The sequence below is a fragment of the Mesorhizobium sp. WSM4814 genome (assembly GCF_055811595.1).
In genome coordinates this window covers 1-25,847 of the sequence record NZ_JBVVQT010000007.1, presented here as the reverse complement: position 1 = coordinate 25,847, position 25,847 = coordinate 1, and the positions used below count along the sequence as shown (strand labels likewise).

The 25,847-nt window shown below is 59.5% G+C and carries 20 protein-coding genes and 3 pseudogenes; 15 read left to right on the top strand and 8 right to left on the bottom strand.

The features are described from left to right. Positions 1-749: 749 nt before the first annotated feature. The 5 genes and pseudogenes from AC0L2V_RS13330 to AC0L2V_RS13310 all read left to right on the top strand — a co-directional run. Entirely contained in the window at positions 750-1,196 is a 447-nt protein-coding gene (locus AC0L2V_RS13330; protein WP_473520284.1) for a hypothetical protein, read from the top strand. A 66-nt stretch (positions 1,197-1,262) separates the two neighbouring features. Next, entirely contained in the window at positions 1,263-2,039 is a 777-nt protein-coding gene (locus tag AC0L2V_RS13325; RefSeq protein ID WP_473520283.1) for a hypothetical protein, read from the top strand. Beyond that, positions 2,036-2,218: a hypothetical protein gene (locus AC0L2V_RS13320; protein WP_473520282.1), complete on the top strand. Its 183-nt coding sequence runs from the start codon at positions 2,036-2,038 to the stop codon at positions 2,216-2,218. Before AC0L2V_RS13325 ends, AC0L2V_RS13320 begins: the two co-directional genes overlap by 4 nt. A gap of 70 nt (positions 2,219-2,288) precedes the next feature. Continuing rightward, positions 2,289-2,516, top strand: coding sequence for a hypothetical protein (locus AC0L2V_RS13315; RefSeq protein WP_473520281.1), 228 nt, complete (start codon positions 2,289-2,291; stop codon positions 2,514-2,516). A 124-nt stretch (positions 2,517-2,640) separates the two neighbouring features. Beyond that, a pseudogene (locus tag AC0L2V_RS13310) lies at positions 2,641-3,466 on the top strand (type IV secretory system conjugative DNA transfer family protein); the annotation flags it as partial. A gap of 90 nt (positions 3,467-3,556) precedes the next feature. On the opposite strand, the gene AC0L2V_RS13305 reads toward AC0L2V_RS13310, so the two are convergent. Continuing rightward, positions 3,557-7,327 carry a hypothetical protein gene (locus tag AC0L2V_RS13305; RefSeq protein ID WP_473520280.1) on the bottom strand — a complete coding sequence of 1,257 codons (3,771 nt, stop codon included), beginning with the start codon at positions 7,325-7,327 and terminating at the stop codon, positions 3,557-3,559. A gap of 211 nt (positions 7,328-7,538) precedes the next feature. On the opposite strand from AC0L2V_RS13305, the gene AC0L2V_RS13300 reads away from it, so the two are divergent. Next, positions 7,539-7,706, top strand: a complete 168-nt coding sequence (locus AC0L2V_RS13300; protein WP_473520279.1) for a hypothetical protein — start codon at positions 7,539-7,541, stop codon at positions 7,704-7,706. A gap of 512 nt (positions 7,707-8,218) precedes the next feature. Then, positions 8,219-8,359: pseudogene (locus AC0L2V_RS13295) on the top strand (transposase); the annotation flags it as partial. Positions 8,360-8,403: 44 nt separating this feature from the next. Here AC0L2V_RS13295 and AC0L2V_RS13290 read toward each other — a convergent pair. The 6 genes and pseudogenes from AC0L2V_RS13290 to AC0L2V_RS13265 form a co-directional block, all read right to left on the bottom strand. Further along, positions 8,404-8,601, bottom strand: a complete 198-nt coding sequence (locus AC0L2V_RS13290; RefSeq protein WP_473520278.1) for a transposase — start codon at positions 8,599-8,601, stop codon at positions 8,404-8,406. Between the two features lie 110 nt (positions 8,602-8,711). After that, the gene (locus AC0L2V_RS13285; protein WP_473520277.1) at positions 8,712-8,948 is read right to left on the bottom strand and encodes a hypothetical protein; all 237 of its coding nucleotides are present in this window, start codon (positions 8,946-8,948) and stop codon (positions 8,712-8,714) included. 330 nt (positions 8,949-9,278) lie between these two features. Continuing rightward, positions 9,279-9,780, bottom strand: a pseudogene (locus AC0L2V_RS13280) (Tn3 family transposase); the annotation flags it as partial. Between the two features lie 299 nt (positions 9,781-10,079). Continuing rightward, positions 10,080-11,213 carry a serpin family protein gene (locus AC0L2V_RS13275; RefSeq protein ID WP_473520276.1) on the bottom strand — a complete coding sequence of 378 codons (1,134 nt, stop codon included), beginning with the start codon at positions 11,211-11,213 and terminating at the stop codon, positions 10,080-10,082. A gap of 34 nt (positions 11,214-11,247) precedes the next feature. Beyond that, positions 11,248-12,108 carry a S1 family peptidase gene (locus tag AC0L2V_RS13270; protein WP_473520275.1) on the bottom strand — a complete coding sequence of 287 codons (861 nt, stop codon included), beginning with the start codon at positions 12,106-12,108 and terminating at the stop codon, positions 11,248-11,250. Between the two features lie 69 nt (positions 12,109-12,177). Further along, positions 12,178-13,560: a hypothetical protein gene (locus tag AC0L2V_RS13265; RefSeq protein WP_473520274.1), complete on the bottom strand. Its 1,383-nt coding sequence runs from the start codon at positions 13,558-13,560 to the stop codon at positions 12,178-12,180. A 260-nt stretch (positions 13,561-13,820) separates the two neighbouring features. Here AC0L2V_RS13265 and AC0L2V_RS13260 point away from each other — a divergent pair, with 260 nt between their 5' ends. Next, a complete protein-coding gene (locus AC0L2V_RS13260) occupies positions 13,821-15,185 on the top strand; it encodes a hypothetical protein (RefSeq protein WP_473520273.1) in 1,365 nt (454 codons plus the stop codon). A 2-nt stretch (positions 15,186-15,187) separates the two neighbouring features. Beyond that, positions 15,188-16,960, top strand: a complete 1,773-nt coding sequence (locus AC0L2V_RS13255; protein WP_473520272.1) for a CHAT domain-containing protein — start codon at positions 15,188-15,190, stop codon at positions 16,958-16,960. 108 nt (positions 16,961-17,068) lie between these two features. Here the strand turns inward: AC0L2V_RS13255 and AC0L2V_RS13250 are convergent, their stop codons facing one another. Continuing rightward, on the bottom strand, positions 17,069-18,034 hold the full coding sequence (locus tag AC0L2V_RS13250) for a trypsin-like serine peptidase (RefSeq protein WP_473520271.1): 966 nt from the start codon (positions 18,032-18,034) through the stop codon (positions 17,069-17,071). Positions 18,035-18,182: 148 nt separating this feature from the next. On the opposite strand from AC0L2V_RS13250, the gene AC0L2V_RS13245 reads away from it, so the two are divergent. From AC0L2V_RS13245 to AC0L2V_RS13220, 6 genes are all read left to right on the top strand, one after another. Further along, positions 18,183-18,530: a hypothetical protein gene (locus tag AC0L2V_RS13245; protein ID WP_473520270.1), complete on the top strand. Its 348-nt coding sequence runs from the start codon at positions 18,183-18,185 to the stop codon at positions 18,528-18,530. Between the two features lie 405 nt (positions 18,531-18,935). Next, complete coding sequence (locus AC0L2V_RS13240) at positions 18,936-21,320, top strand: hypothetical protein (RefSeq protein ID WP_473520269.1); 2,385 nt, start codon at positions 18,936-18,938, stop codon at positions 21,318-21,320. Next, entirely contained in the window at positions 21,304-22,365 is a 1,062-nt protein-coding gene (locus AC0L2V_RS13235) for an NAD(P)/FAD-dependent oxidoreductase (RefSeq protein ID WP_473520268.1), read from the top strand. The genes AC0L2V_RS13240 and AC0L2V_RS13235 overlap by 17 nt, the downstream gene beginning before the upstream one ends. Beyond that, positions 22,316-23,494, top strand: a complete 1,179-nt coding sequence (locus AC0L2V_RS13230; RefSeq protein ID WP_473520267.1) for a cupredoxin domain-containing protein — start codon at positions 22,316-22,318, stop codon at positions 23,492-23,494. The genes AC0L2V_RS13235 and AC0L2V_RS13230 overlap by 50 nt, the downstream gene beginning before the upstream one ends. Positions 23,495-23,908: 414 nt before the next feature. Beyond that, on the top strand, positions 23,909-24,496 hold the full coding sequence (locus tag AC0L2V_RS13225; RefSeq protein WP_473520266.1) for a hypothetical protein: 588 nt from the start codon (positions 23,909-23,911) through the stop codon (positions 24,494-24,496). A gap of 13 nt (positions 24,497-24,509) precedes the next feature. Then, positions 24,510-25,610, top strand: a complete 1,101-nt coding sequence (locus AC0L2V_RS13220) for a hypothetical protein (protein ID WP_473520265.1) — start codon at positions 24,510-24,512, stop codon at positions 25,608-25,610. The last annotated feature ends 237 nt before the right edge of the window (positions 25,611-25,847 follow it).

Sequence of the window (25,847 nt, the reverse complement as noted above, 5' to 3'; positions counted from 1 at the left end):
ACATCCGAGAGCGGTGAACGCCAGTGAAAATCTGCAAAGGCGGGACCGCGTGTGAACGGCGTTCAAAACTTTGAACGTCGGTTCACACTAGTGCGCCAATAGCGCACGGCGATGTGAACAAGCGCCTAACATTGACCCCCAGCTAAGCGAGCTCTAAACCGTTGCTAACTCATCCGAAATGCGTTTGCGACCCGATCGTCGTGACGTCATGCTCGAACTACTGTGCAGTTTTTTAAGGATCCGAGGCTGCGGGACAATTGGGGCGGTTGACGCCCTTAGTTACCTGATAGCTCGTTGCCTGACAGCGCCAGCCTAAGACGAGGGACGTGGCGGGGAGCCGCTAGACTGGTGCTGGACATCTTAGCAGGACCGGCCCCTTCCCAATACAAGTCGGGAATATCGCAAGTGCAAATCCCGCTGCGGAACAGCGCTCGGAATGGGGATTGACCCTGTGCCGCCGATGCCCATCTTGGCTGCCACGTGCGGACGCGTCTTCGTAAGAAGCACACTGGCGGAAATGGTCCGCAAGTTCAGCTTCGCCCGCCCGGGCGAGGTCGGCACGATCGGTAACAGCTTTCCCGTTACAACGGCGCCCGGCGCCAATGAACTTGTCAGCGTGGATCCGTACTCGATACCTGCGCAAGACTCGATTCGCATCGGTTGATACTCGCCAACACAATCAAGGTTCACTTGCATAGTCGGCGTAGGTGTTAGAGGATACGACTTCAGCGTGAGCATTGTGAGGGAAAGTGGCTTCTCCCCTGGCCTCCGTTCTTATCTTCTTAGGAATTCTTCTCCTGAGCGACCCAGCCTTTGCGCAGGAATTGCCTCCCGCCTCTGTTTCCGCAGAATGCAAAGCCAGTCAAATTGCTACGCTGGAGGCACTTTCTTCGTCAGCTAGCAACTTTTGCGCGCAAGTGTCCCTCGCGCGCAACGAAAATGAACTGTTGATTTCGGGATTGTTGTACCAAATAAAAATCGCAGAGCAGCGTCGGTTACAATTGCAACAGGATATTGCAGCAATCAACAATCAAGCCAAACTGTCTCGGGTTGATAGATTTAACGAGTGGGGCGACTATTTGTCTGTTCGGCGCTGCCATCCCGGCCACGCACGCTTCATCGCGTCGGGCTACACGCTAATGAACGGCGCCGGAAACAATGCTGCAACGCCGAGCATCACGATTTTCGAGCGATAGCGATCCGGCGATGCCCCGGCACGACCGGTGTTTGGCGGGTCCAGCAAGAAATAAGGAGTGCGTCACATGAGAGACAATGGTGAACGGCCTGCACGAGCGGGAGTTCCGTCGAGCGACGCCGTCGTTGCGGAAAAGTCGTTCGCGCCCAACCGTCCGATGACTGATAGCACGACCGCCGAGCCAGGGCCGACCTACCGCATCCTGCGGACCGTCGAAGTCGACGAATATGACCCGCCGGTCAGCGCCGCCGACGTCCAGCCTTTCGGCGAGGCGCAGCCCGAAGCAAACCAGAACTTCCGAGGAACGTCGCGCAAGGCGGCCAAACTGTCGATATCGAACGCTGCGGTGGAGGTGTTCGACGACGTTGCCGCACTGATCGATACAGTGCCTGACCACCAGTCAATGGTCGATCATGAACCGGAAATTACCACCGCGGCTAATTCGGGGCGCGTCGACAGCGAGGATCGCAACATTCGCATTACCACCTTCCTGTATGCGGCGAGCCGCGAGGACGATAACGACTATCATCTGATCGTGGGCCGCGATCCGGCACTCGACCCGGTCTACATGACCATGGAGCTGTCCGGGTTGCCGCCGGCGACGAGCGAGCACTTTGCTCGCCTCGACAAGGCGCGACAATCGTACTCGAGCTTCTTCGGCGGCGACCTGCCCGGCACCTCGTACGACTTCTACGATCCTCCCATTCCGATCGAGGTGGAGGGCTCGCTGTTCTTCGACATGAGCCACGCAACGGGGTCGCGGCCGGGTCCGCAGTCGTTGCGTTACGACATGCCCGTCGTTTGGGAGCTTCACCCAATTGCGAGGATTACTTTCGAGCCGTGAGCGACAAGTCTGAGAAGCCGACTAAGCCCGCCGGCGGTGATGCGCCGCAACGTCGTCCCGGGCTGCCCGATCCGGCCAACGTGGTCGGCGAGCGCGAACTGCGGTCGCCGAAGGGTAAGCGCTACAAAATCATTCGCACCCGCGAACGCGACGCCTATGATAAACCCGACGACCCCTGACTAGCTGGCCAGCTTTCCGCAATTCGCGATACCGAAAACACCACCACTCGATCAAGCCACGGAGAGACAAATGTATATGCTTTTTCGCAGCCTGTCGGGTCGGCAGTTGGTCACGACCCAAGCCCCGGCCTTCCTAGCGGCATTCTTAATCGCCGAATTCTTTTACAAATTCCACAGCTTCACCCTTGAATGCTTAGCCTTTCTCGCGACCTGGTTTGTCATCGATCTCGTCATCACAGTAATTGGCAGCCGACTTGCTCCTGCAAAGCCCTCAACCGAACATCAATTGACGAAGTAACGCGGCTAGCGAGCTCGTCGCGGGTACTATAGTTTTTTTCTTGCTGGCTATTGGAGGAAACGACAAATTGTCGCCCCCTTGTTGGGATGTTGCATCAGGGGTCAAGCTCCTGCTCGCTGCTTCATTCATTCGGCAGGAACGCGGAAATCGCACGACCGATACCCAAAACACGGCGAGCATCCTCGTTCCCGAAAAACCGAATCCGAACATTCCGTGTGGCAGGCGACCGCTTAACAGGTCATGGCGGGCGCTATCAGCTATGTTCTTGAAAGCCCGTTTTATAACGGCTGGCGCAAATCTCGGGGAGGTCAAACTCGTTCTTCAACGGCGGCGTCGACCTGCAGGCCGTGATGAATTCATCAAGGAAAAAGAGCCGTACCTTTCCAAATTCACCATGGAAAGCTTCAACGCCTATCTGGCTCTTTCCGAACGCGCCGCCGCCTCGGCCTTACTCGATACCCAGAGGGACATGCGCCCGTTCAAGAACGAACGTATCGTCGGTGCGACGAACGTCACCGACATGGATCTCCGTGCGATGACGCGCCGGCCGATCTCTGTCTACCTCGCCCCAACATCACGGATATCACGCTGCTCAAGCCGCTGCTGACGCTATTCATGCAACAGACGATGGACATTCCTACCCTCGAGCACGATCCGAAATCCCCTGCCGGTTTACTTCCTGCTCGACGAGTTTTGGCAGTTGAGGAGGATGGATGAGATCATGATGAAGCTGCCCTATGTTGCAGGGTACAACATCAAGCTTTCTATCATCACCCAGGACCTGAAGAACCTCGACGAGATTTACGGAGAAACTTCCCGGCATTCCCTGCTCGGCAATTGCGGCTATCAGTTATTCTTGGCGCAACGATCATGCGACCGCCGACTATGCATCCCGTGCACTCGGCAAGCGGACGATCCGCTACCAGTCGGAATCGCGCACGATCGAACTCGAACTGCCCGTCGTTCCAGGAGCACCTGAACGGCGGGCACCGTCATGCCGCGACCGCCATACAGGTAGTTGCTCCCGGTATCCAATCCGTCTAAGTTCGGACGGTTGGACGGTCGATTTCCCGTCGGCGCATCCGTTCAAGTTTTCGCGGTCGCGTTGCAGCAACTTTTGTTTCGGGATCAGCCACGAGATCAATGCGCACGTCGAGCCCGCCCCGGACGCCTCGCGATTTCGAGTCGCGCTGGACAATGCCCAAGTCGAAGCTGCTGCCGATCTCGCCGTCGGGAGGTCGGTCGAGCATCAGGAAAAGCGTGTGGTATATCTCAGGCTTCAGGATCAGTCTCCGCAACTCAACGCGCTTGCGGCCCGTGACGACGAACATGACACCGTGCTCGCGAGCCTTAGCGATGTCGGCGAGACGCTGCTTGCACCAGTTCTTGTGGTAACGAGACTTACCAGCCTGGCTGCTTTCAATCAGATTCTTTTGCGCCGTCCCCCATTTCTTGAATGCGGCGAAGTCTTTTTTCGCAGTCAGGCCCTCCGCAAGTTCCACTAGGTCTCCATCGGCGGCGATTTTCGGCAAGAAGAGCCGGATCCGGCCCGGATAGCCTCTAACGTCGAATGCGAGATCGCAGATGTTCTCACGGTCGGCCCGGGCCGCGTGAATGCGAAAGACGACGACAGCGGGCGATGGTGCCGGAAGCGTGCCGGTGAACTGTACGACGCTCAGATTTTTGTGTGCCGCCTTGCGTTCCTGGAGTGAGTTCTGATCGGTGTTGACATTGGTGGACGTATACGGATCGTCCTGATGGTGAAGCAGAGCCAATACACAGAAATGGTGGTTGCCGGCGAGGTTGGCAGGGGGAGGTAGTTTGTCCGAGGTCAGATCGAAGGCCGCTATTTTCGGGAACCCCACTCGGACGTCGTCCAAAGTAGCAAATCCGAGTGTCTGCCAGTTCGCAGTGTTGATCGCGGTGCCGTTCTGGACGTTGGCTTCGTAGCCCGCCGGCAAGGCGGGCAGTCCGGTCGAAGCGTTGGCCAGCAGGCACATCACGCGGACATTGCTGGCGGGTACGACACCACGATTGTGCACCTGGACATAGACGCGTGTAGTGATCGTCGCAGTCGCGTGCGTCGCCACATTTGCGGAATCATCGTTGAGTGTGTCGACGAAGTCGAAGAAGTTGATCTGTGAACCCAGCGGGAACTGATATTGGCCGTTCACATCAGGCGTATCAACCTTGATGTCGGGTCCGCGCCAATGGGCGACGGTTTGACCCTGATTGACAGGGTCGGGTAGCGAATTGACAGTCGCGAAGCGTCCTTGATCGAGCTGAGTGTCGCGAACATAGAGTTCAACACCCTGCTTCGCCAGAGTATCGAGCGTGCGTTCGAAGGCGCCGCGGCCATGAGTGCTCGCCCGCAGAAGACGGCGGGGATTGTGCAGCTTGAAATCCAGCACGGCTGCATCCGGCAAGCCCTCGGAAAAGACCTGCCAAGCCGTTCCGCCGTTAGTCGAGCGCCAACTGCCAATGTCGGCGCCGACGTATACATGTGCCGGATTCACGGGGTCGATCACGATGGCGTTGTGTTGAACATCGAGCAGCGCGTCTGCTGCGCCGGCAGCCGACCCGCTGCGCTGCCGCCATTGTGTGCCGTTGAAATGCCATACATGGCGGTAGTCGCCGCTGCCGCCGAAGGTGATGTAGATCGAATTGCCAGTGCCGTCTGCCAGGTCGATGGCGATCGCAGTGACCACTCCGGCGAGCGGAAGGTCGTTTGCGCCGCCCATTGTATCGAGCTGGGTGCGCGTCCAATTGGCACCCGACTTGTCGAACCGGTAGACGCCTCCTGACATCGTCCCGGCATAGAGCTTCGTTGCGGAGGCGAATGTCAGGCACTTGATGCTGTCGTTCAGCTGATCGCCTGCGAGGGTATTGTTGGGTATCGACTGCCATGAGGTGCCGAAATTCGTGCTAATCCACGGCCGCACCGCACCGAAAGCGAGAATTTCTGACTCGCCTGGTGCGCCAGGGTTGATGGGCGTACCCACAAGCGGAGCATAGAAAAGTGCATTGTCGCCATTAACGAGAGGAACCGGGACATCGCTATAGCTATAGCGTGTGCCACCCGTGGTGCTGCGCCGCACCGCACCGTAAACATAAGTATCGGCAACTCGGTAGGGATCATTCCAGTTGACGACGAAGTAGCCGCTATCGCCGCCCGACGTGTAGAGCCAGGCTTCCTCGCCTGTGAAGCGCTCACCTCCGTTGTCCTGGCTGCCCGAAAAGACAACCGCATCCTCGCTCGGATGCTGCCCGAGATAGTTCAGTGTCAGCGTTTGTAGACCCTTGTTCACTGATGTGAAGATGTCGCCGGTACCTGTGGCGTTGTCGGTACGGTAGACGCCACCGTCGCAACCAACCCACATCTGAGACGCGCTGCCGGGCGTGAAGACGATCGTGTGGATGTCGGCATGAACCGAATTGCCGATATAGGTATTGGCGGCGGTGACGCTCGCGGCTGTCACCGTGATTTCGCAGCGGTAGACTGCTCCGGACCAGTCACCACCCGAGAAAACGATCGATCCCCCGAGATAGATCCTATTGGCGTTGTCCGGCGCAACGGCGATGGCCAGATCATACCATCCCTGCGACCCAACAAGATCCCCTGGAGCGGGAAGACCAGTCACTTGCCGCCAATTGCCAACGGCGGTGTCCAACCGATAGACACGGCCCGCTGCTGTTAAAGCATAGACCACGCTTGGATCGTTGGGCCGGACCGCCAGTGCAATGCGGCCATCAGCGGCTGCGGGAAAAGCGCCGCCGGCCAAGGCCCATGTATGACCATCTGTCGAAGAATAGACCGGCCCAAACCAAAACGCCGCATGAAATGTCGTCACCCCGGCGCTTCTTGCCACGACAACACTCGTGGCCCAACTCGAGCCGGGGTTCGGTGGTGATTTCTGCACCCAATGGAATCCGCTGGAGCCATTCGGTTCGCGTCTGTAGAGTCCCTCCCGGGTTGCCGCCACAACTCGTTCGGCATCGGTAGGATCGACCGCAAGTGCATAAAATGCACTACCCGTCAGCTGTGGGCTGCCAGGTGCTACCGGTTCCGTTGTCCAGTTCAGTCCCCCATCGACCGAGATGATCGGGCCCACGCCGAAATAGGCGGCGCCGGCTCCTTCGCCGGAACCGACATAAATGCGATCCTGATTGGCGGCCGCGCCAGCGACCACTGCGAGCGCACCGACCGCCAGACTGTCTGCTCCGGCGTGTGTCGGGTCGAGATCGAAAGAGTCCATCAGCGACACCCAGGAGGCACCGCCGTCTTCGGTTCGCCACACACCACCATTCGCGGCGCCGACATAACAGCGGCTACCACCTGCTAAAGGCGCGATTGCCGGCGTGCGTCCGCTCACCGCAGGCATGACGCCTCCCTGTCCCTGACGCACGACTGACGGGCCGATTGGAACCCAATTGTTGGCAGGCGGCGCGGCCGGCGGCAGGGGCGGTGACACGCCCGGTGCTGCTTCCAGCGCCCGGCGCGCGGCCTTGCTCTTTCTCTCCTGGCGCTTGCGATACTGTTCGATCAACCGTTTGCGGCTTGGGAGCGGGGCCGGTTCCTCCCTTGGCGCCGGCTGCGGCACTTCGCGCGCTCCTCCCATGGGTGGTCGGCGCGGCGGTTCATCTTGCTTTTCAGGCAACGGTCGCGGCGGCGTGACCGGCTGTTCCGATTTCTTCTGCAGTGGGGTCATCCGCTCTTTGAGGAACGCCCGTGTCCGTTCCAGCGGTCCACCCTCGGGTTCGGGGCTGCGGGATGGTGGCGAAGGTTTGCGACTTTTCGGAGACTTGCCCATGTCAGACTCCCATAGGATCGACATCGCCACCATTTGGCGATCTTATACGTCCTGGACTACTGACTGAGCCAAGTGTCAAAAATGCTTGTAACCCTACGCGAACTCTTGGCCGGGAAGTGATGAGTTCGCGAGGGCAGCACTCAACCAGCATGCCAAGCGGTCCGCGGTCGATGTCCCGAACGCCATTCTGCGCGAAATCCTGAAAGCCGGCTTGCGTTCGGTCAACCCTGTGGAGATCACGCGCCAATTCGATTGCCAAATCTGCCGTCTCAATGTCGAGGTCGTGCCGCGCCAGCAGTCCTGCCTAGCCGGCCCGAGCATGGCGCCGGCCGGCATCGGCGACCTTGTCCAACAGCCGCCCGTCGCGCCGCAAGGCTGACGCACCGAATGATTGACGTGAATAGCTGTCAAATTCGGCATCCTATTTTGTCGATCTCGGACGCCACGAGGAACCACTCCTACGAGTAGCAGCCGAGCGCGCGCACAGAAGTGTGTGTCTCAAACTGTGGATTGCGTTTCAAGATGTAAACACAATGGATGACTTTCGTAAAGTAAAAAGAACGAAAGGAGCGCGATCATCTTAAGTCGATACAGACTTGAGATAGTCGCGGTCCTCAATGCCCCTCCTCGCGTTTGGCCCGTCAGACAGGTTGCCAACGAGTCGCTTTGAACCCGCCGCTAGCAGGCGGGCATTGATTTCGTTTGGAACTGTCAAACGTCCCTGCAGTCTGGGACGCTGGAGATCACGACGACGCCGTGGGCCAAGTCGCAGGGGCCGCGGGCCCGCCTCGGCAGAATCGGTGAGTCGGGCGGCAGCACCGGGTTCTCTGAGAATCCGTTTGGCAAATCGAGGGGGGTTTGCGGTGACGCGATTTGTGATTCAGGCTCTGAATGTGGACCGAGCAGAGCCGCGGGCGAATGGCCCAGATCGCCAGGAAAACCAAGCAATACCCATCCGATTTGGCGGACGAGGAACGGGAGCGGATCGCTCCACTAATGCCCAAGCCCGGGCGTCGCGGCCGTCCGCGCGAGCGTTGATGAGATTGCCGAGATCGACTTCCTACCGATTCTCAACACTACCAGCGCTCAGATGGTCGACCAGGCTCCAACTCCAGATCCTGCCTGCCGACGAACCGTTCCAGCGCTGCGATCCGCGCCTCATATTCCTGGATGAGGTCGGCCGCCTGGGCGTCGCCGTACGCACCTTCCTTATATTTGCGAACCGACACGCGGATCAGGTTGCGGGTGACATCGTGATCGTGACGCTTCGCCAAGCCGTGCAGCGTCGCCCCAGACAATATTCCTGCGCGACTTGACGTTTGAATTCCATGCTGTGACTGCGATATTTTGCCATGGGTTCTCTCTCCGAAACCCGACAGCCTGGTCAATTCTTCAATCCCAATCTGTCCACCCTCAGGGCACAGTCCCAGAGCGCACTGTTTTCCACAATGATTTTTGCCCAAGCCAATTTGACCTCGGGTTCCGACTCGGCACGCCACATAGTTCGGAATTCATCAATCTCTGCAGCATCTGACGCCAACCTGCTCAGCGCGGCAACAGCGATGTCGACGATCGCGGTCCTGGTTTTTCGCATCTGTCGACCAAAGCCGAAGTTGGCCAACGATTTCTTGTCCGTCGAGCGTCCCGTCCTGCTCTGCTGCCCAAGCAATGCCAGCCGCAGTCGATGCTTCAGAGAGAATGTCCCGTCTGACGTTCATTCCGTCCGCGATAGCTTGCCTCAGGAACGCAAATACGCGCCCGTCCTGGACAAAGGGGGTCTGAGGCGCCGACCACGAATCGCGAAATCGCGCGCAGGTCCGTGGATGTTAGGCCGGCGACCAGTTCATCGACCGGGTCAAGTGACGTGGTGTCTCGGCTGGTGAAGGTGACGGTTTGGGTTCTTCGATGGTACTGCCGTCCAGCAACGCGGTGATCGTCTTGCGCTGTTCAGGGGACGTCGGGTGTGCGCGTCAGTGATGCAAGCCTGCGCAGGGCGATAGGTTTCGGATCGGGCGTGGAAGGTGCGCATCCAGCCGATCTGATGGGCGCTGATGCCCTTGGACGCGCTGGCCATCCGCTTCGGACCAAGATTGGTCGCATCGGCCAAGACGCCGGCCAGCATGGCGGAGATATTTCGTGGGGCATCCCCGTGCGTACATGTGTGAATGGATCGGCGAACCCGGTCCATTCGTGCACTTCTCTCAAGAGGTCAGGCACCTCGACAAGCGGATACATCTCGCTGATCTCGGCGTTCAATTCCTCGGCTGCCGCGGAACGTCGCCGGCGGTCGGCGTGACGATCAGCGTTCCGGCTTCGAGACGAACAACCTCGAGCCTGCCTGCGCGAGCGCGATAGGCCAGGCGCTTCAGGTTGAAGTCCAGCACCTGCCTTGCTTCGTTCAGCCAGATGGCGCCGTCACTGCTCACGCCAAGGCCAAGCCGATCCTCCTCCTTCGAAAAGCTTCCATCGATCTTGATCTTGGAGAAGCTTCCGCTTTGCCATCGTCGGATTCCATCCACGACCAATCTGCCGGCAGCGTTGTCGAGTCGGCCGGACGAAGAAATCAAAACTGGCGCATCGCGATAGCAATCCACAGGGATCGGATGCTGCAGATCCGCGCTATGGCACCGTTCATGCTCCGTTCGCCTTAGCGTACGATTTCGAACTCCTCGTGTTCCGACCCAACCGGCACTGGCGTTTCAGAAGAATTTCGATGCTTGAAACAGGTGAAAGAGAGGACGCGGTCGCGAGGTTATGGGTCTACGACAGCGCCCAAAAATAGCAGATAGCCAGTCGCGCGGTCGCGGACGGTACAGAAGAATGGTCGGTTCACATGCATCGAAACGGGTCGAGAGAGGGAACGAACCACGTTGGCGGCCGTCGCCGCTGCGATCTTCGTTCCTTCCTCATTGATTTCGGCCCAAGCTCCATGCCGGACCGCCCCGATGAAGCGCCCGTTCAAGCCCATGGGAGAGAGATCGGCCTCCGGTCCAAAGGCGCTTTTGATTCCCAAATCCGATAGCGGCGCTCTCATTTCTACTGCGTAGGCGAGCTTGCAGCGCGGGAGCATCAGTTCCACCTCGGTCTCTTCAAGTTGCGTTACCCATTCCTGCCATTTCTCTGCATCGAAATTCGGCAGAAGCTGCGCCAATGGCATTCCCGCAGCAGGCAAGAGCACCTCCATGCTGAAATGGCCCGCGCCGTAGGGGAGGCTCACTGCTTGGAACATTCCAGTTTCCAGATAGCCAAATCGTGCCGTCTGCGTCATGAAGCGCGCGGGTTTACGGCCGCCATCGGGCAAGGCAAAAGTTCCGTCCCGGGTGAACTGGGGATCAAATGGAGTCTGCCACAAGCCCTTGAAGTAGACGGCGCTCGCGACCACGCAGTCCGTGGGGGGTGCCAAGTCGACATCGGTCAGGAGCCGATCGATTTTCCCTTCCGTCGCGTCGCCGATCCATCGGTTGATCGCCTCAAGGGTGCGTGGATCGGCAAACTCCAAGGTTGCCGTCCGCGCGGCATGGCTGGCTCTGACGTGCTTTTCGAAGGTCGCTGAGAGATGGAGGCCGGTGTCGATCCAGATGCCATTGGCGTTAGCCAGCCGCACCTGGGGGGAAGGCATTTCGAGCGCGGAACGCAGCGCGGCGACTGACCGGACAAGATTGTTTTCATCCGCCCCACGCTCTTCGAAGGCAGCGGCGATCTGATCTCGCGTTTCTCCACAGGCGCCGCTGTGCACCATCGCCAAAAGGGATGCCAGACTGGCCGGCGAGATGAGTATGTTCTCGAGCGGTCGTTTCTGAATCAATCCGTCGAGAAGACGAAACCCAAACCTATTACACTCCGCGCAGTTCGCCGAACCCGGCGCGGATGGATCAGAGCCTTCCAAAGCCTTGTCTCCAGCCGATACGAGCCAAACGTGCCTACAGTTCAGGCCCGGGGATATCGACACCCGTCTTATCCTTGATCCATGCGATAAACTGGTCCACTCGCATGTAAATCCCGCCGTCTCCGCAGACATTCTCGCTGCGCACACCGCGCGAGGTGGCTCCCAGCAGAAAGATGCTGCCGTTCCGCTCGATGTAAAGGGGGCCTCCGCTGTCCCCCGTACAGCTATCTTTGAGTAGCCCGCGTTGCCCGGCGACCATCTCGATACCACTGCGGCAGCCAAACTGCGATCCCTCGTTGATGCCGCTGCAGTCGAGAGAGAGAATCGGAATCTTCTCGACCTTTCGCTTCTTCCCATAGCCGAAGCTGCCGGTCGCCTCGGTATTTCCGAAGCCGGCCAGGATACATGTGCCGCCCGTGATTTCGTCCCCTTGGGCGATGTGGCGCGGCTCTATGCCCTCTGGCGCCCGTTCCAAAACAAGGACCTGAATATCCGCAGTCGGATGAGAAAATCGCTCGCTTACCTCGATCACCTGGCCAGTTCCGGGATCATCGACATTGGTGCCAAAGAAAACCCCGGTCGCTCCGGTACAATGCCGAGCAGTGACGACCACGGTCGGGGCGATGAGCGTGCCGGTGCAGAAGAATCCGCCGACGACACCCACTGCGCAGCAGTCCGGAAAATCCGTCGTCTCCTCCCCGCCTACGATCGGCTGCAGGCCTTCCGTGGTCACGCTGGGGGGAATGATGCCCTGTTCTCCGGGCTCCGTTTCGAAGCCCACCTGCCGCGCCTGCGCGGTGGTGGCAGTCTCCAAGTCTGTGAGTTGGGTCTCCAACTTCTGCAGACGGGAACGCAGTTCCTCAAGAGAGGCATGTATCGCACTGAAATCGATCATAGACGGCTCCTACCCTGCTGACATCGTGTATTTTCGCCGGCTCGCAGTGACGCAACCCGCCCTAGGCGCTCATTCCTCCTCCGAAGGGTCGAAGCGGAGCGCGGCGGTGAGGTCGCGGAAGAATTGCCTGCGGGCCTCCGGATCCGGCTGCCCGCCGGCGGGGCCAAGGAACTGCGGGCGGGGAATAGCCTGGAGGAACTGCCCCGCACGCTCATGGATGCCGGCAAAGGTTGCAGCCTGCGGAACTGCCACCGCCGTCACTGCGCACTGGGCCGCGCCAGGCACCAGGCGCACCGGGTAGGTAGCCGGGTCGGGGCGCTTGAAACCTGTCTGCAGCCAGTTTGCCAGAGCCAGCATGGCTTGATAATCGGCCACAATGCTGTCGCCGAACTCGCTCAGGGCATGCCCCTTCAGGGCATCGAGCTTTGTATCGAGCAAGGTCTTGACCACCACGGGACACTCGGGGACGTAGGCGGCCAACTGAGCAGTCGGCTGGTAGCGCGATTTCCAGAGTGCCACCAGATCGTCGGCAATCGCCGCCAACTCCGGCACGCCCACCGCGAGGCCGCGCAATATTTCGGCATTCAGGAGGATGCGGACATATGCGTTGGGATGTGTGTCTCCGGAATCGAGACTGGTCACGTCATCGGACGGACGGATCAGCAGGCTCAAAAGGGAGTGGAGATAGGCGACACCGCCAAGAGCAACCCCGAATACATCCGCAACGATCTCCCGCAGCCAACGACGCCATTGGGGCCAGCGGTCGGCTGCGAGGGCCTGCTTTAGGTGGGGCTCGAGAGCTTCGGAGAGCTTCAAGTCCTGGTCCAACGGATGGCCGACCTCATGGTAGATGGCGCAATATGTCCAGAGGGCTGCCGTATAGTCGAACGGAAGCGAGAGAACGGAAACCGGCAGCCTCAGTTCCGCAATGCCTTCCCCGGGAAGGCCGAAGAGCCTCAACTGGTGCCGCCGGGTCGCAGCGGTGGGGGAGAGCGCTGCGTTGAGATAGGTCAGCGGCGGCTCGCGAAACGGTTGCGCGCCATTAACCGCTTGCCACGCCCTGGCCTTGTCCATGCAACGTTTATAGCACTCAGCGGCCACCAGATCCGCCGCGTCCAGCGCCTGCCGATAGGGTCCCAAAGCCTCCTGTCGCTGCGCCAGTATGTGCTGGAAGATCGCCATGATGCCATGGCCTCCGGAGAGCTCCCGTTCGAGCGCAATCCTGAGAGTAAGGAATTGTGGCGTACCCACTTGATCATCCAGACTTTCGACGGCGGAGCGCTGGCGCGACAGGAGCGTCTCCAGCATCACCGTGACGGCTTCGATCTGGCTGCGATGGATGCCCTGGCCTTCCACATTGCTCCCGGTCAATGCCCGCCAGCGGGCGACCTCAGCAGGAAGCACCTGCGCACGGCGCTCCAGTTCCAAGGCAAGCGAGAGTTCGATTGACATTGCCCGTCTCTGCTTCAGGTATCGAATCGTGACCCGCGACACATCTTTTGATCGCAAGCATTCCGGTCGCCTTGGACCGAGCTCTTCCAAGGTGATTTTTCTAGCCACGGGAACAAAAATACCTTATCATTTGCATTCTGCTTGGTCCATAGTAGTTCTTCCAGTGGCGAAGCCTTCGTAGTCGGGGTCAGATACTGCGGCCGGCAGATCACAGCAACGAAGCGACATTGGCGGTCGACTTTCCGGGAGAGGAGCCGTTCATGAGCAGTTCTGCCTCACCTCGGTCCGATGTGGTCCTCAGGGTTGTGCGCTCGGCCAGCGATGAAGCCGAAACGCGCCGCTCGCGCAGCGGCACTGCTGCAAGCGGCGCGGGATCTCCTACCGTTTACACGGTGCTTGTTTATTCTGATCTAAGCCTCGACCTCCACCCGCCGGCGGAACTGCCCTTTGCCAGCCCGACGGTGCTCGCCGGGCTGCCGGTGGTCGGGGCGGAGAGGCTGGTAATCGGGTGGACCAGCCATGAAGACTACCTGGCGGACTTTCTGCAAGGTGAGAAAGCGCCAGAAATGATGCGAACAAAGCTATTCCGTACGCTGTCCCCAAAACTTGCAGCCGTCCTCGAATACCTGTCCGACCGTCCGGCCCGTATATGGTTCTCAACTGAGGCTCCAGAGCTGGACGAACTGCCTTGGGAGTTGCTGCTGGGCGACCGGCGCATCCAAGGAGAGACGGACCTGTCCTTTGTCCGAGGGCTCCCACCAGACCCACCTCGCCCGCTCGTGCCCCTGGTGGGCAAGCCTCGCCTTGGGCTCATCGGCTCGCCACCCTTAGCTCCGGCGCCCCTGTGGGACCGGCTCAACACTTTGAAGAACGTGGTCGTCATGCCCTTGAGCGGGGATCCACGGCAGGCGCTTCGCCAAGCGGCGGCGGAGGGCCTTGAGTTGGTTCACCTCGTAGCGGACGGCTTCGTGACCCAGGCTTACGAGGGCGCACTCTACTTCCATGATCTACAAGTGACGGATCCGACCGGGCGTACCCTCTCCGCGCCCGAGCTCAGCTCCCATCTGCTTGCAAGCCAGGTCGCGGTCCTCGGGATCACCGTTCCTGATGAAAAGTTTGTCCGAAATCCCGATGCGATGCTGTTGGCCGACCGGATGGTGCCCTCCGCATACCGCGCCTATGCGCGACTGGCGGGTACCGATGCCGCATTGCCCACGATCGTGGCTCCGACCGGACCCCTCGATCCGCCGGATGCCTGGGATGCCCCGCGCTTGGCAAGCTTCTGGGAAGAGTTCTATGAAGGCGTGGGAGAGAGCTACAATGTCGAGGACGGAATGCTGCGGGCTCGCAATGTCGTAAGGAGCGTCCCGATGGCTCTGTTCCTGCGGCACGCACGGGGGGCCCTTTTCCGTCGCGAACAACAGGGTTCTTCTGCGCTGGCAACTGAAGTCTCTCATAAGGCAGCCGAATACGCCCTTTCCCGGCGCTTCACCGAGCGATTGGTGACGCTCCAGCAGAGTGTCGATTTCTCCAAGAGCCTTACCGACTTGCTCGATGAGGAGCGCGCGCATCAGCAGCGGATCGCGAGCGAACTGGAGCCATGGACCCGCGGAGAGGAGAACTAGAGATGAGCCAGGAATGCGTCATCGAGTTCCGGCAGAATGGCAACAATCTCGACCTCGATGTGCAGGCCACGGCATCGGATCCCGCAAATGCATTCGCTACAATGGTCGCCCGGCCACCGCTACGGTTGACCGATGCGGACATGGACCGTATGCGGAGCGGCACTCCCCCGAAGGATCTCGTAGATCGGATCGCCGACGCCGTCAGCCAATGGCTCCTGATGCCCGCATCTGCCGCTCACCTGGATTTGCCTCTGCTGCTCAGATTGAATACGAGCCCGGTGCATCCATGGCGGCTGGTTTTCAGCACAGAAAAAATCACGGATGAGGCACTTCGTCAGGGACTTTCGGAACTCCCAATCGAGTTGGTCCAGGCGCCGGGGTTTGCGGTGCCGCTTGCCCTACACCATGGGGTGAGTTCCATAGTGCACCGGCTCCCCAAGACCGGCGCTCCGCTGGGCACCGTCGGCGATTGGCCACTGCGCATCCTGATCGTGCGCTCCAATCCGGCAGACCTGGGCGGAGCGGTGCCGCCGGCCGACGCGATTCGCAAACTCATTTTGGACACAAAACCAGATCTGGCGGCGAATGGCCGCATCCAGGTGGACGTTCTGAGCAGCGAAGACGCGCTCCAACTTGCAGGTCGACCGACGGCGCGCAAACTGCTCGACCAGGTGGCCCATCCCTACGACATGCTCATCTATCTGGGTCACGGCGATCTTCAGCCGAGTCCCGCGGGAGGTCCTCCGCTCGGCCTGCTGTTACTGGAAACGGATGACGGGCAGAACGCCAAGCAAGTGGATGCCAAGCAGATTTCGACGTTGTTGAATCGGAACCCGATACCTGTCGTACTGCTCATTGGGTGCCTCACCGCAGCCGAGGTTCCGGCGGCAGTAAAGGCTCAGGTCGATGCAGCGTTGCCCGGCTGGATACGGGGCAGCCAAGGTGTGGCGCAGGCGTTGGTCAACGGTCAGTCCGGCGTCCATTTCGTTATCGGGATGCGCTACAAAGTCGACAGTCAGGATGCACGCCTTTTCCTCGAAGGGTTTTTCTCGCGATTACTGAAGGGACCGAGTCCAGGCGATCTGGAGGCAGCGCTTCAGGAAGGTCGTAGCAGACTGCATTTGGTTGGAAGCCAAGCCATCAGCTGGGCTGCACCGGTCGCGTTTCGAACACGTGGGAACGAGCCGTTCTTCCCTTATCTCGGGAAGGTCCCGCTCATCACGCCGGACCCGGCAAAGGAGAAGGGCCGATCCGAACTCTGGCAGATGCTCTCCCAGATCAACTGGCCGCTTGGCGATCTGCGGGCTCGCGCCCTGGCGTTTCTCGATGAACTGGAGCGCGAATATTTCAATAGCCTGGAGGCGCAGGGCGCGTTGGTCGTGGCCGAGCGCAAGACGGTGGATCCGAGCACGTTGGTGGCGGGCGGGGAGACGCCCGAGCAAATACTGATTTCGCTGCGCGGCCAACTCTCAGCGCAATCGCTGGACGCCATTGTAGTGAGCAGCAGCGCACGTCTCATCAACGTGCAACTGACCCCTGAACTCGAGGCGAGTGGCTGGGAGTTGTTTCCGCAGCCGGTGAAAGAGAATAGGATCAAATTGCACCTGCAGCGAGACAGTTTGGCTGCGCTGCCGGCAGGTCCTCTGCTTCAGGTGAATTTGGCGATTCCCCAAGGGCCGCCGGTCGTGTGCGTTGCGGCCATGGAGGGCGTCCGGACACAGCCGCCTGTCGCACTGTGCTCGCTTAGCAATGCAGTCATTGTGCCCGCGGCTTAGCCTGTCAGAGCCTGCTGGAAAGTCCCAATTCGAGGCTTGGGACAACACAACAACCGGGCGGGAACTCGCCTGTCCTTGAAGAACACATTGGGAGACGAAGCGGCGGCGTCAAACGACGTCGCCCCCATCGATCTCGGTTATGCGTGTGCAATCCTCGCCACGACATCCGGTGGATGGGCAAACCTTCGAAACGAAGCAGGTCCCGTTGAACACATAGTCGGTCTCACCCCTCACCAGTATCCCTTCCACGACGAAATCCTCGCCGAAGACGGGCGAACCGGAGTTGCCGCCATAGGTATCCAGGTTGGCGACGAAGAAGGCGGTGGGAGAATTGTCCCTCACAACTGCCCCGGGAGCATATTTCACGGGCAGGCCCGAGGGATGGCCCATCACCGAGACAGCGGCGCCATCTGCTATGCGTCCCGACTTGCGGATCGCCAGGACGGGACGGTCGGTCGCCGGCCGGTCGAGACGAACGAGCGCCCAGTCCGGCCCCGAGCTTTGCTCGACGCGACCCAGGAGTTCGGCACCGCTGTAGATGTCAGCGTCGTTGATTCGCACCACCGGCGTCTCGGCGTCTTCCATGAGGAAACCGAAAGCAGCCCGCATGGTCGTTACATTGTCGGCGTTTACGCAGTGGCCGGCAGTCGCAATCACGTCCGGCGCGACAAGGAAGCCTGTGCAGAAGGCACCGACCGGTTGGCGCGCAAAAGTTTCTGTGGAACACACGCCCTGCGCCTCAGCCAAAGTTACTGTCTGCAGCGTGGACGTGCCGTCACCATTGCTGACGATATTCGATGCCCGGAACAGCGCAGCCACACTCAAGGCAATCCGTTTGACATCGTCGTTCGGAAAATCCCAGAAATCCTTCCGGTCGTCCACGCCGTAGATTACGCGCTCCTGTCCAGCGAGTGCATACACAAGTTCGCCGGTGCCGACTTCTGCCAGCGGCGAGGCGCTACTCTCACTGCTTCGCTCGGCATGGCGCCTTGTGGCCCGTTTCGGGGTCCTTGCATGGAGTTCCGCCCGCAGATCGGAAGCCGAAGTCGCTTTCAAGTCGATCTTGTTTGCCATATCATCACCTACACTTGCAATGAAAAGAAGCTACTACTATATATCAATATTTTTATCATACATCAACAAGAAACGTTTACGCAAAGAAATTAACGTGCTAAAATCTTTGCCTACTCTCCCGAGGCACCCGAGGCATCAGAACCAGCCAATGAGCCGGGACACCGAATTCTGCCGAGCCATTGAACAAGGACGTTTCGAAGTGGCGCGTACTCTGATCGCGGATGCCGCGAGTGCGCTAGATCAGGCGCGTTCCGGCCCGACCGAGCATGAGCGGCAAGTCGAGGCATTAATCGAATGGCTTGCCGAACGGGTTTGCGTCCGAAAAGTTTCCGCCGCCGAAGGAATCCAGAAGAGCCAGCCGCCGCAAAAAATCATCATGGTCGACGTCAGCGTTCAGGGTTCGGTCCAATCCTTCGGGTTGAAGTTGTCCCTGGGTGCAAAGGTAGAAGTCACCACTTTAGCGCCGATGCCTGATGGAAGCTCTCGGTTCCCTTAGTGTTGTCCCCGACTGCGGCCCTTCGGTGTTCAGCAGACGGCGCCGAATGGAAGAGCGGCAAAATGATTCGACAACTCCAAAAGATGCCTCGGGTTGAATTTTACAAGACGAGATCAATCGTGGAAAGCAATCAGAAATGATCAAGACGACAGCATCGACAACACGTCAGGATGGACGAGAACTTTACGAGGATGATCCATTCTTTTTGCTTTACGCAAACAGCTAGTCGTGTTTAGATTTATTGCGCAGGCCAAAATATGAGAAGCACGCATTTTGTTGTGTGCTTATGGCTGCACTGTCTGGAGGACGATCATGGGGTCCAACGCTGGCAGACATCAAGCCCAACCGAGCACCTATGTACGTCAGTCATTTCGTACTTCCGCTCTGACCAACGGCGGGCGTTTGTTGGACAAGGTCGCCGCGGCATGCCGACGCCTTGCTCCTGCAGGTTGGGCAGAACTGCTGGCGCTGCACGGCCTCGACATCGGGGCAGCGGATTTGGCGGTCGAACTGGCGCGCGATCTCGACCGCATCGACCGGACTCAGCCAGGCTTTCAGGACTTCGCTGCAGAGGGCGTTCGGGGCATCGAGCCCGGCCGCCCCAGCCGAAGCCTTCTGTTCCACGCATTCGCCTCTCCCAAGGCGACCCACTATCAAGGCCGCAACGGCCGCGAGGAGCTCGCGGACTTCCCGACGGTGGCCGAGATCGAGGCGGTCGAAAATTATGTCTTCGGCGCGACGCCGCCATCGCTCGAGGACCTGCGGGCCAGGGCCGAAGGCGCGCCTTTGGCGATCGTGGTCTTTGCGTCGGAGTACCGACCCGCGGCCGATACCGTGCATCGCCGGCACGCTGACATGTGCTATTCCCGCACCGGTGTGTCTCGCATCGGAACGCACCCGTCCATTTACGCTGCGGCCGCACGCGGTTTTCTGCCGGTCGTGCCGCAGGATGGCCATGCGGTGGCCGTGCAGCCCTGCCGATATGGCGCATATATTTCCGCCCTCAAGTTCGGACAAAAGGGCGGGCACGGCCCAATGCGTTTCATCGAGCCCGAGGTCGAGCCGCAGGCCGGTGAGGCCGATAGCGAGAAGGACGCCGGTCTCTTTGCCGCGCCGGCTGCCGGCCAGACGAATGGTTCGAGCGATGCAGACCGGCAGTTCTGGATTCCGCTGCACAAGCTCTTCGACGGCGGCGAATGCCTGAGCGGTTACGACATCGAGGTCCGGCTCGCGGCACAGCACATCAACGAAAAGCTTCGGCGGGCTCATAAGTTGTTTGAAGCCGCGGGCCATGACGCGGGGTGGCACGAGCCGGCTCTCAGCAAGGCTCCCTTCGTAATCCGTTCGGGCATAGCGGAGTTCTCGACGGATAAGGCCGACGGCAGCTGGCTGCTGTCGCCAACGGTTCACTCGCATCTGGTGGAAGCGGCCGAGCATGGCGGCAAGCCAGCGACTTTCTTGGTTCCCGAAACGAAGAACTACTCGCCCTGGAGCGTTTATGAATCAAGCCTGAATCTCAATCCCGTGGACGGTGCACGAACTGCACCGGAATACCTCCACGTTCGCCACAAAGTGACATCCGAAAGCGACGTGAACTTGAATGACTCTCCCGACCTCCTGCAACTGATCAGGAAAGGCGGCTACCACGCTCGGCACTATGTCGATTACACCGGCGACGGCTGGGTCGATGTGGAATGCGCGGCACTGGCGCTCGAGATTCCTCGCCGGCTCCCGGCCTATTCGTTGGTCGCGAGCCCTGACTATTTTCCCATCGTCCGGCAGAGCGATCTTGTCCTGTGGACTGACCAGTCCGCACCGCCCGGTCTGCTCGATCACATCTGGCCCGTCCGACCCGGCCGGCCAGAGCCCCTTTCCGACCAGCGCATAGCGGCGAACATGGAACTGAAGGAGGCCGGCTTCAATCCCTCCGACGATACGATGACCGCCATCGTAGGCTCGGTTGATTCGGGCGAAGGCCGGCAAATGCGGTTGCGGCCTGCAGCTTACGTGCGCGCTTCCATGCTACCCGACGGCGCCTCCGGCGTGTTTGCGCCCGGCTGGGACGTATCCATCGACCGGACCAAACCGCCTGTGGGATCCGATACCGAAACGGGCATACTCTTCCTGAACAACTATGGACTGGGCGCGCCTTTTCCTGAGGACAGCATGCTCTGTGCCGCGCTTAGCTCTTTCTGGCCGGCGGTCGCGCCGGACGTTACCCGCACCTTCGCGCCCGGCCCTCGCTACGCGACGGCGACGCCGCTGACGGACGACGTTATAGGAATAGGCACAGACAATCCCTGGGACGGCATTCGCGGGCCGGTCGCGGGGCCTGCGGCCAACACGGTCGACTACAAGGCCCTGCCCTACGGCGACTACGTGGAAGCCGCGCTAGCGTCGCGGTTCGATGCGTCGGTAATCTCGCAAACCAGCATCTCAGAATATGTGGCCCGCACGCTTACGATGGCCATGGTTTACGAAGCGCTCGGAATCACTGCGCCGGAAGACAAGGCAAAATGGGCAGTATTGTCCTTCCGTCAGGCCGCACCCGACGATCCCGATCTTCGGGCCGCCATTGCCGCCCATGGCCGCAATCTGAACCCGCAGCATACATACAGGTTCGAGATGATCCGCCATGACGGCGTCCGGCGGCCGCACCCCGATCCCGTCAAGTTCGATCGGCTCATCGTCCCCTACACGGAACGCGTACTGTTGTTCGCGGACCCGACGATCGTAATGCGGCAGGCGGCGAACAAGTCCTGGGCCTCGCCCTATGAACGGAGTCGTTGACATAGCGGTTGTCGGCGGCGGCCCAGCGGGGGCGGCCGCCAGTATCCTGGCGCTTGCGCGTGGCCTACGCGTCGCGCTAGTCGAGCGCCGCATCTTTCCTCGCCATCGCCCTGGCGAGACGCTTCATCCGGGTGTCGAGCCCATTCTTCGCCAACTCGACGTCTTCGAGGCGCTTCAGGCTTTACGGCCGTTGCGGCCCACCGCGGTAATGACCGCCTGGGGCGGCACGGCACGGCTCATTCCTTATGGTGCAGACGATCGTGGCACGTGGGGCGGCTTTCAGGTATTGCGTAGCGACCTCGACGATCTGCTCTTGCGTCGCGTTGGCGAGCTTGGAGGGACGGTGCTGCAGCCCGCAGCCGATGTGTCGCCCATCATCGACTCCGGGCGGGTGCGCGGCGTGCGTGTCGGTAAGCTGGCATTGGAGGCCCGGACGACCATCGATGCCTCGGGCACAGGCGGATTTCTGCGCCGCAGACTTGGGATCGCAGTTTCCCGCTGTTCTGAAAGACTTGTGGCGCATTACGGCTATCGCCTCGGAACTTTCTCGGCGACGCCGCACCTGACTGCCGACGGAAGTGGCTGGACCTGGATCGCCGATGTGGCGCCTGGCCTTGTCCATTGGACGCGGCTGTCATTCCAGGACCGCAAGTCTGCCGCACCGCCTGTCGAAATCGCCCATCTAGAGCCTCAAGGCCGGCAGCGCGCGGCGGACGTTACCTGGCGAAGGTCGGACTGCTTCGCGGGTCCCGGCTATTTTATCGCCGGCGATGCCGCCATGGCCCTTGACCCGGCGACCTCTCACGGTGTGTTGCGCGCTCTGATGTCGGGCATGATGGCCGCTCATTGCGCAGCGGGCGTCGTGCTCGGCCGCACACGACCTGAAACGGCCGCCAGCTCCTACGCCGCATGGCTGAGCACCTGGTTCAAACGCGACACAGCGAGAATGCGCGAGCTCTACCGAGAACTCGGCGTCGAGCGATCTCTTTGCCTCGATGATGATCTACCACCCCGATCGGTGGCCACAGCAAGCGCAAGAGGGTAAAATGTCGAAGACAGTGATCGTAAATATCCGTAACAGCACGTTCCCACCCCTGACGGTGACTGAAGGAAGTCATGTGGTCTGGCGCAACCTGGACCCCTTCCCGCATTCGGTCGAGACGCTGGCTAATGATCCGAACTACTTCAACGCCGGCGCCATGCTGCCTGGCGAGACCTCGAGCCCCATCCTGTTCGCGACGCAAGGCACCTTCGGCTACATCTGCCGCTTCCACACCGGAATGGCCGGCTCCGTCCAGGTCGTCGCGCATGGCAGCAGCCATCCGCATAGTCATGAGGAAGGACATGGCGATGGCCACGGCGGCCACGGCCTGCATCATTTCCACGGATTTGTCACCGGCGGACGCTCTGGTGATCGACTCTACATGAGCCATACGCCAGTCCTGGCCGACGACAGGCACAGCTATCAAGTCATCCTGCGCGGACGGTTCGCGAATCCGGACCATGCCAAGATTTATGATGAGCTGCGAGCCTCCGATTACGGCGATCAGGTCGTCCAGATATTCCATGGCCACATGTCGATGCCTGAGATCGGCACCGGCAAGATCAAGCGTTTGCCGAACGCTTCAGTCAGCTTTTGGCCCGGCGGGACGCAGACGACGATCGGCCCAACACAGGTCGGCATTCCCGGCCTCGAAGATGTGCCCGTCGACCTGGAGGAAGTGATCCATTTCCATGCGTTCGACACCGAGGCCGACTATCCGGACGCCCTCAGCTACATCATGTATGGCGATGCAGAGGACGTCTTCATCGATCACTTCATCAACCGAGCGCCGAGCTTCCACTCGGTAGCCAAGCTTGCTGTGGCGCCGAAGGGCTGGAAGGGGACGGGCGCAACGATGTTCAAGGTGCCGGGGCGAACGATCCGGTCGCTGCCGCCGCGCCTGATCACCCGCTTCGCGATGGTCGACAACGCCTTCCATCTTTTCTGGCTCCTGCCACCCGGCGCCGTTGTCCGGCAAGCCCAGGATCCCCTCATCCGACGCGGCAATCCGGCGGGCGCGAACCACGTCCACGCCGTCTCGTTGGAAGATGGGCAACCGAGCGAAATCGAGATTTTCCGCTTCCTCCATTTCGACATTCGGCTGCTGAACTATGGAGTTCTCATCGTCTAAGGCTTTCCTAACCCCGCCAACGGCTCCGACAGCGTGGTAAAGCAGCGCTCGACTTGGCGGAGGTTGTCTACACACGAGAGATCAAGGCAGAAGAGGGCCGCAAGCCGAACGGCAGCTCCTGGCATCCATAGTAGACATTCATCTGTTGAATTCACCGACTCATCCGGTGTTGAGGTCGATATTGAGGAGGTCAACTCTGCATTAGGTCCTCCCGGTCGCGCACATGTTCAAGACTTGCCTTAAAACCGAAAGAGCCTATCGGGGTCGATGTGCATTTTTACAAATAGTGAGACTTCACTGCAAACAGTCACACTACAAAGACCGAGTCTCAGACTCCAGTTTCTTTTTTTGAAATTTTCGACATGATGACTGTCGGGATCGCATGCTTCGGCGGTGTGAAAAAGGGGAAGGGCTGTGACGATTTCAAATGCCAAGATTGCCCGGGTGATTGTTTCCGACACTGCGGTTGCACTAACGTCACTGTCGACTGCACACTATAATGGCGAAGACCGTCTGGTGACTTTGGGCATCAAAGGTGCTTTGAGGAAGGTAATCCCCTCGCGCCTTGTCATCTCAGCGACGGAAGCGGATCGTAGCCTAGACCTCAAGATCCTGAGCAAACACTGTCGCTCTGCCAAGACCCTGGCGGACCTCAACAAAGCGGTTGCACTTTCACTGCAGCCCCAAAAATCCATCGCAACGCCGCCACGGCAGCGGCATAAAAGGACTGCCGCTCGCTTTAGCTCATCAGCCGTCATGACGCACGTTTGTATCGTCATCGGCAAATTTAAGAATATAGACCCCTCCTTGATAAAGCCGATCGATGACCTAAAAGGCAAATGGTTCTTTGATACGTTCGAAAAGCGAGCAATCAGCAATTCGATCAATTTGTACTTCGAATATCAGCTCAATAATCGTTTATCTCCCCAGATACACCCATCGGAAACAGAAGCAGCTGTCACCGTGCGTGATCTTGGTCAGATCACGTTCAATCACCTGTAAATGTGGTGTAGTCATGACACGGACAATCACTATAGTGGTCGTTTTGTTGGTGACAACGTCGTCCCCAGCTCTCGCGGACAAGCGTCTCGAGGAAGCTCTCGAGCCCTATTATGATCTCGACAAGAACGGCCTCGACGCCAAAGAGCGGCAGGAGATGATGCAACAGATCCACGCCATTCAAGATCGTTCTGTCGAAACGGTTCAATTCGAGAAACAAGATCTTCCAGACAAGAACAATCAATGGCGCTCAGGCGTCTTGTTGCGGGACGCATATGCCACTGGAGTTTTTCTAGATAGCAACGAGGAGATCTCCGACGCTGGGGCTGCCTTTTCATATACGAACAATTTCAGGGCAGACACGGATACGTTCTCAGCCGCGGGGGTTCTTATGTTTGGAGCCGTCGGTGAACTTAATCGGAACTATGACGGTCCTTCGGACGTCTTGCGCCCAACCAGACTTGGTTTTTTGGGCGGCGTTGAGTTCGACACCACCTGGGTCAATGGCGAAAAGTCAGGCTCGCTAGCTGCGCGTTTCGGATCGGAGTTGGAGACGCAGCAAGGCGGCCCGTTGGATTACCAGTATTGGAAATTGGATGGGGTCTACATTACGGACTACGACGGAGCAGCCAGCGTGTTCGGCCTTGAAGCGAAGTGGATGCCCCTCTCAACGGCCTTACCGATAGGCAAGACTGTTTCTCTCGACAGCGGTCGGAGCACATGGCTGTATTTCCGACCCACACTCAACCTTGACTATGCGCATGTCGAGGACAATGGGGAGTTCACCAATCTGCAGCCGGGAGCCGACTATCTCTGGGGAGGAGTAAAAGCTGACTTGTCTTTATTTTTCAGCAAGGACACTCCACTTGAACGCTTCAGCGTGAACTCAAAATACATCTATATGTACGACTTCCTCGACTCGGGTCGCGACTCCATTCATTTCGGGCAGGTTGCCGTCAAATATGCGCTGAATGATAGCAAATCATCATTTCTGCAGTTGCGCTACACTTATGGTAACACGCCTCGAACCCTCACTGAGAAGAATGAGATATTCTTTGGGCTGACGGCTTTGATCGGGGATTTGGTAGAGGCGAAGCCTTCGTCGGATACCCAGTAGTGGTTGGACATGCGTCGTCTGACAGGCCGACGCATGACCCAGTAGACACAAACCAGATCACAATACGCCCGCCAGTTGCAGAGTTGCAGCGTCAGAAATAGGATCGCAATTACGAGCGTGCCCGCCCAGAAGTCGATGCGGCTTTTCGCTAAAAAGGCCCTGACCTGCCACTGAACTGTCATCCGGCGGCGATTAGAGCCTCAGCTGTTTCTGTTACGCCGTAGGGCGCGGGTTGAG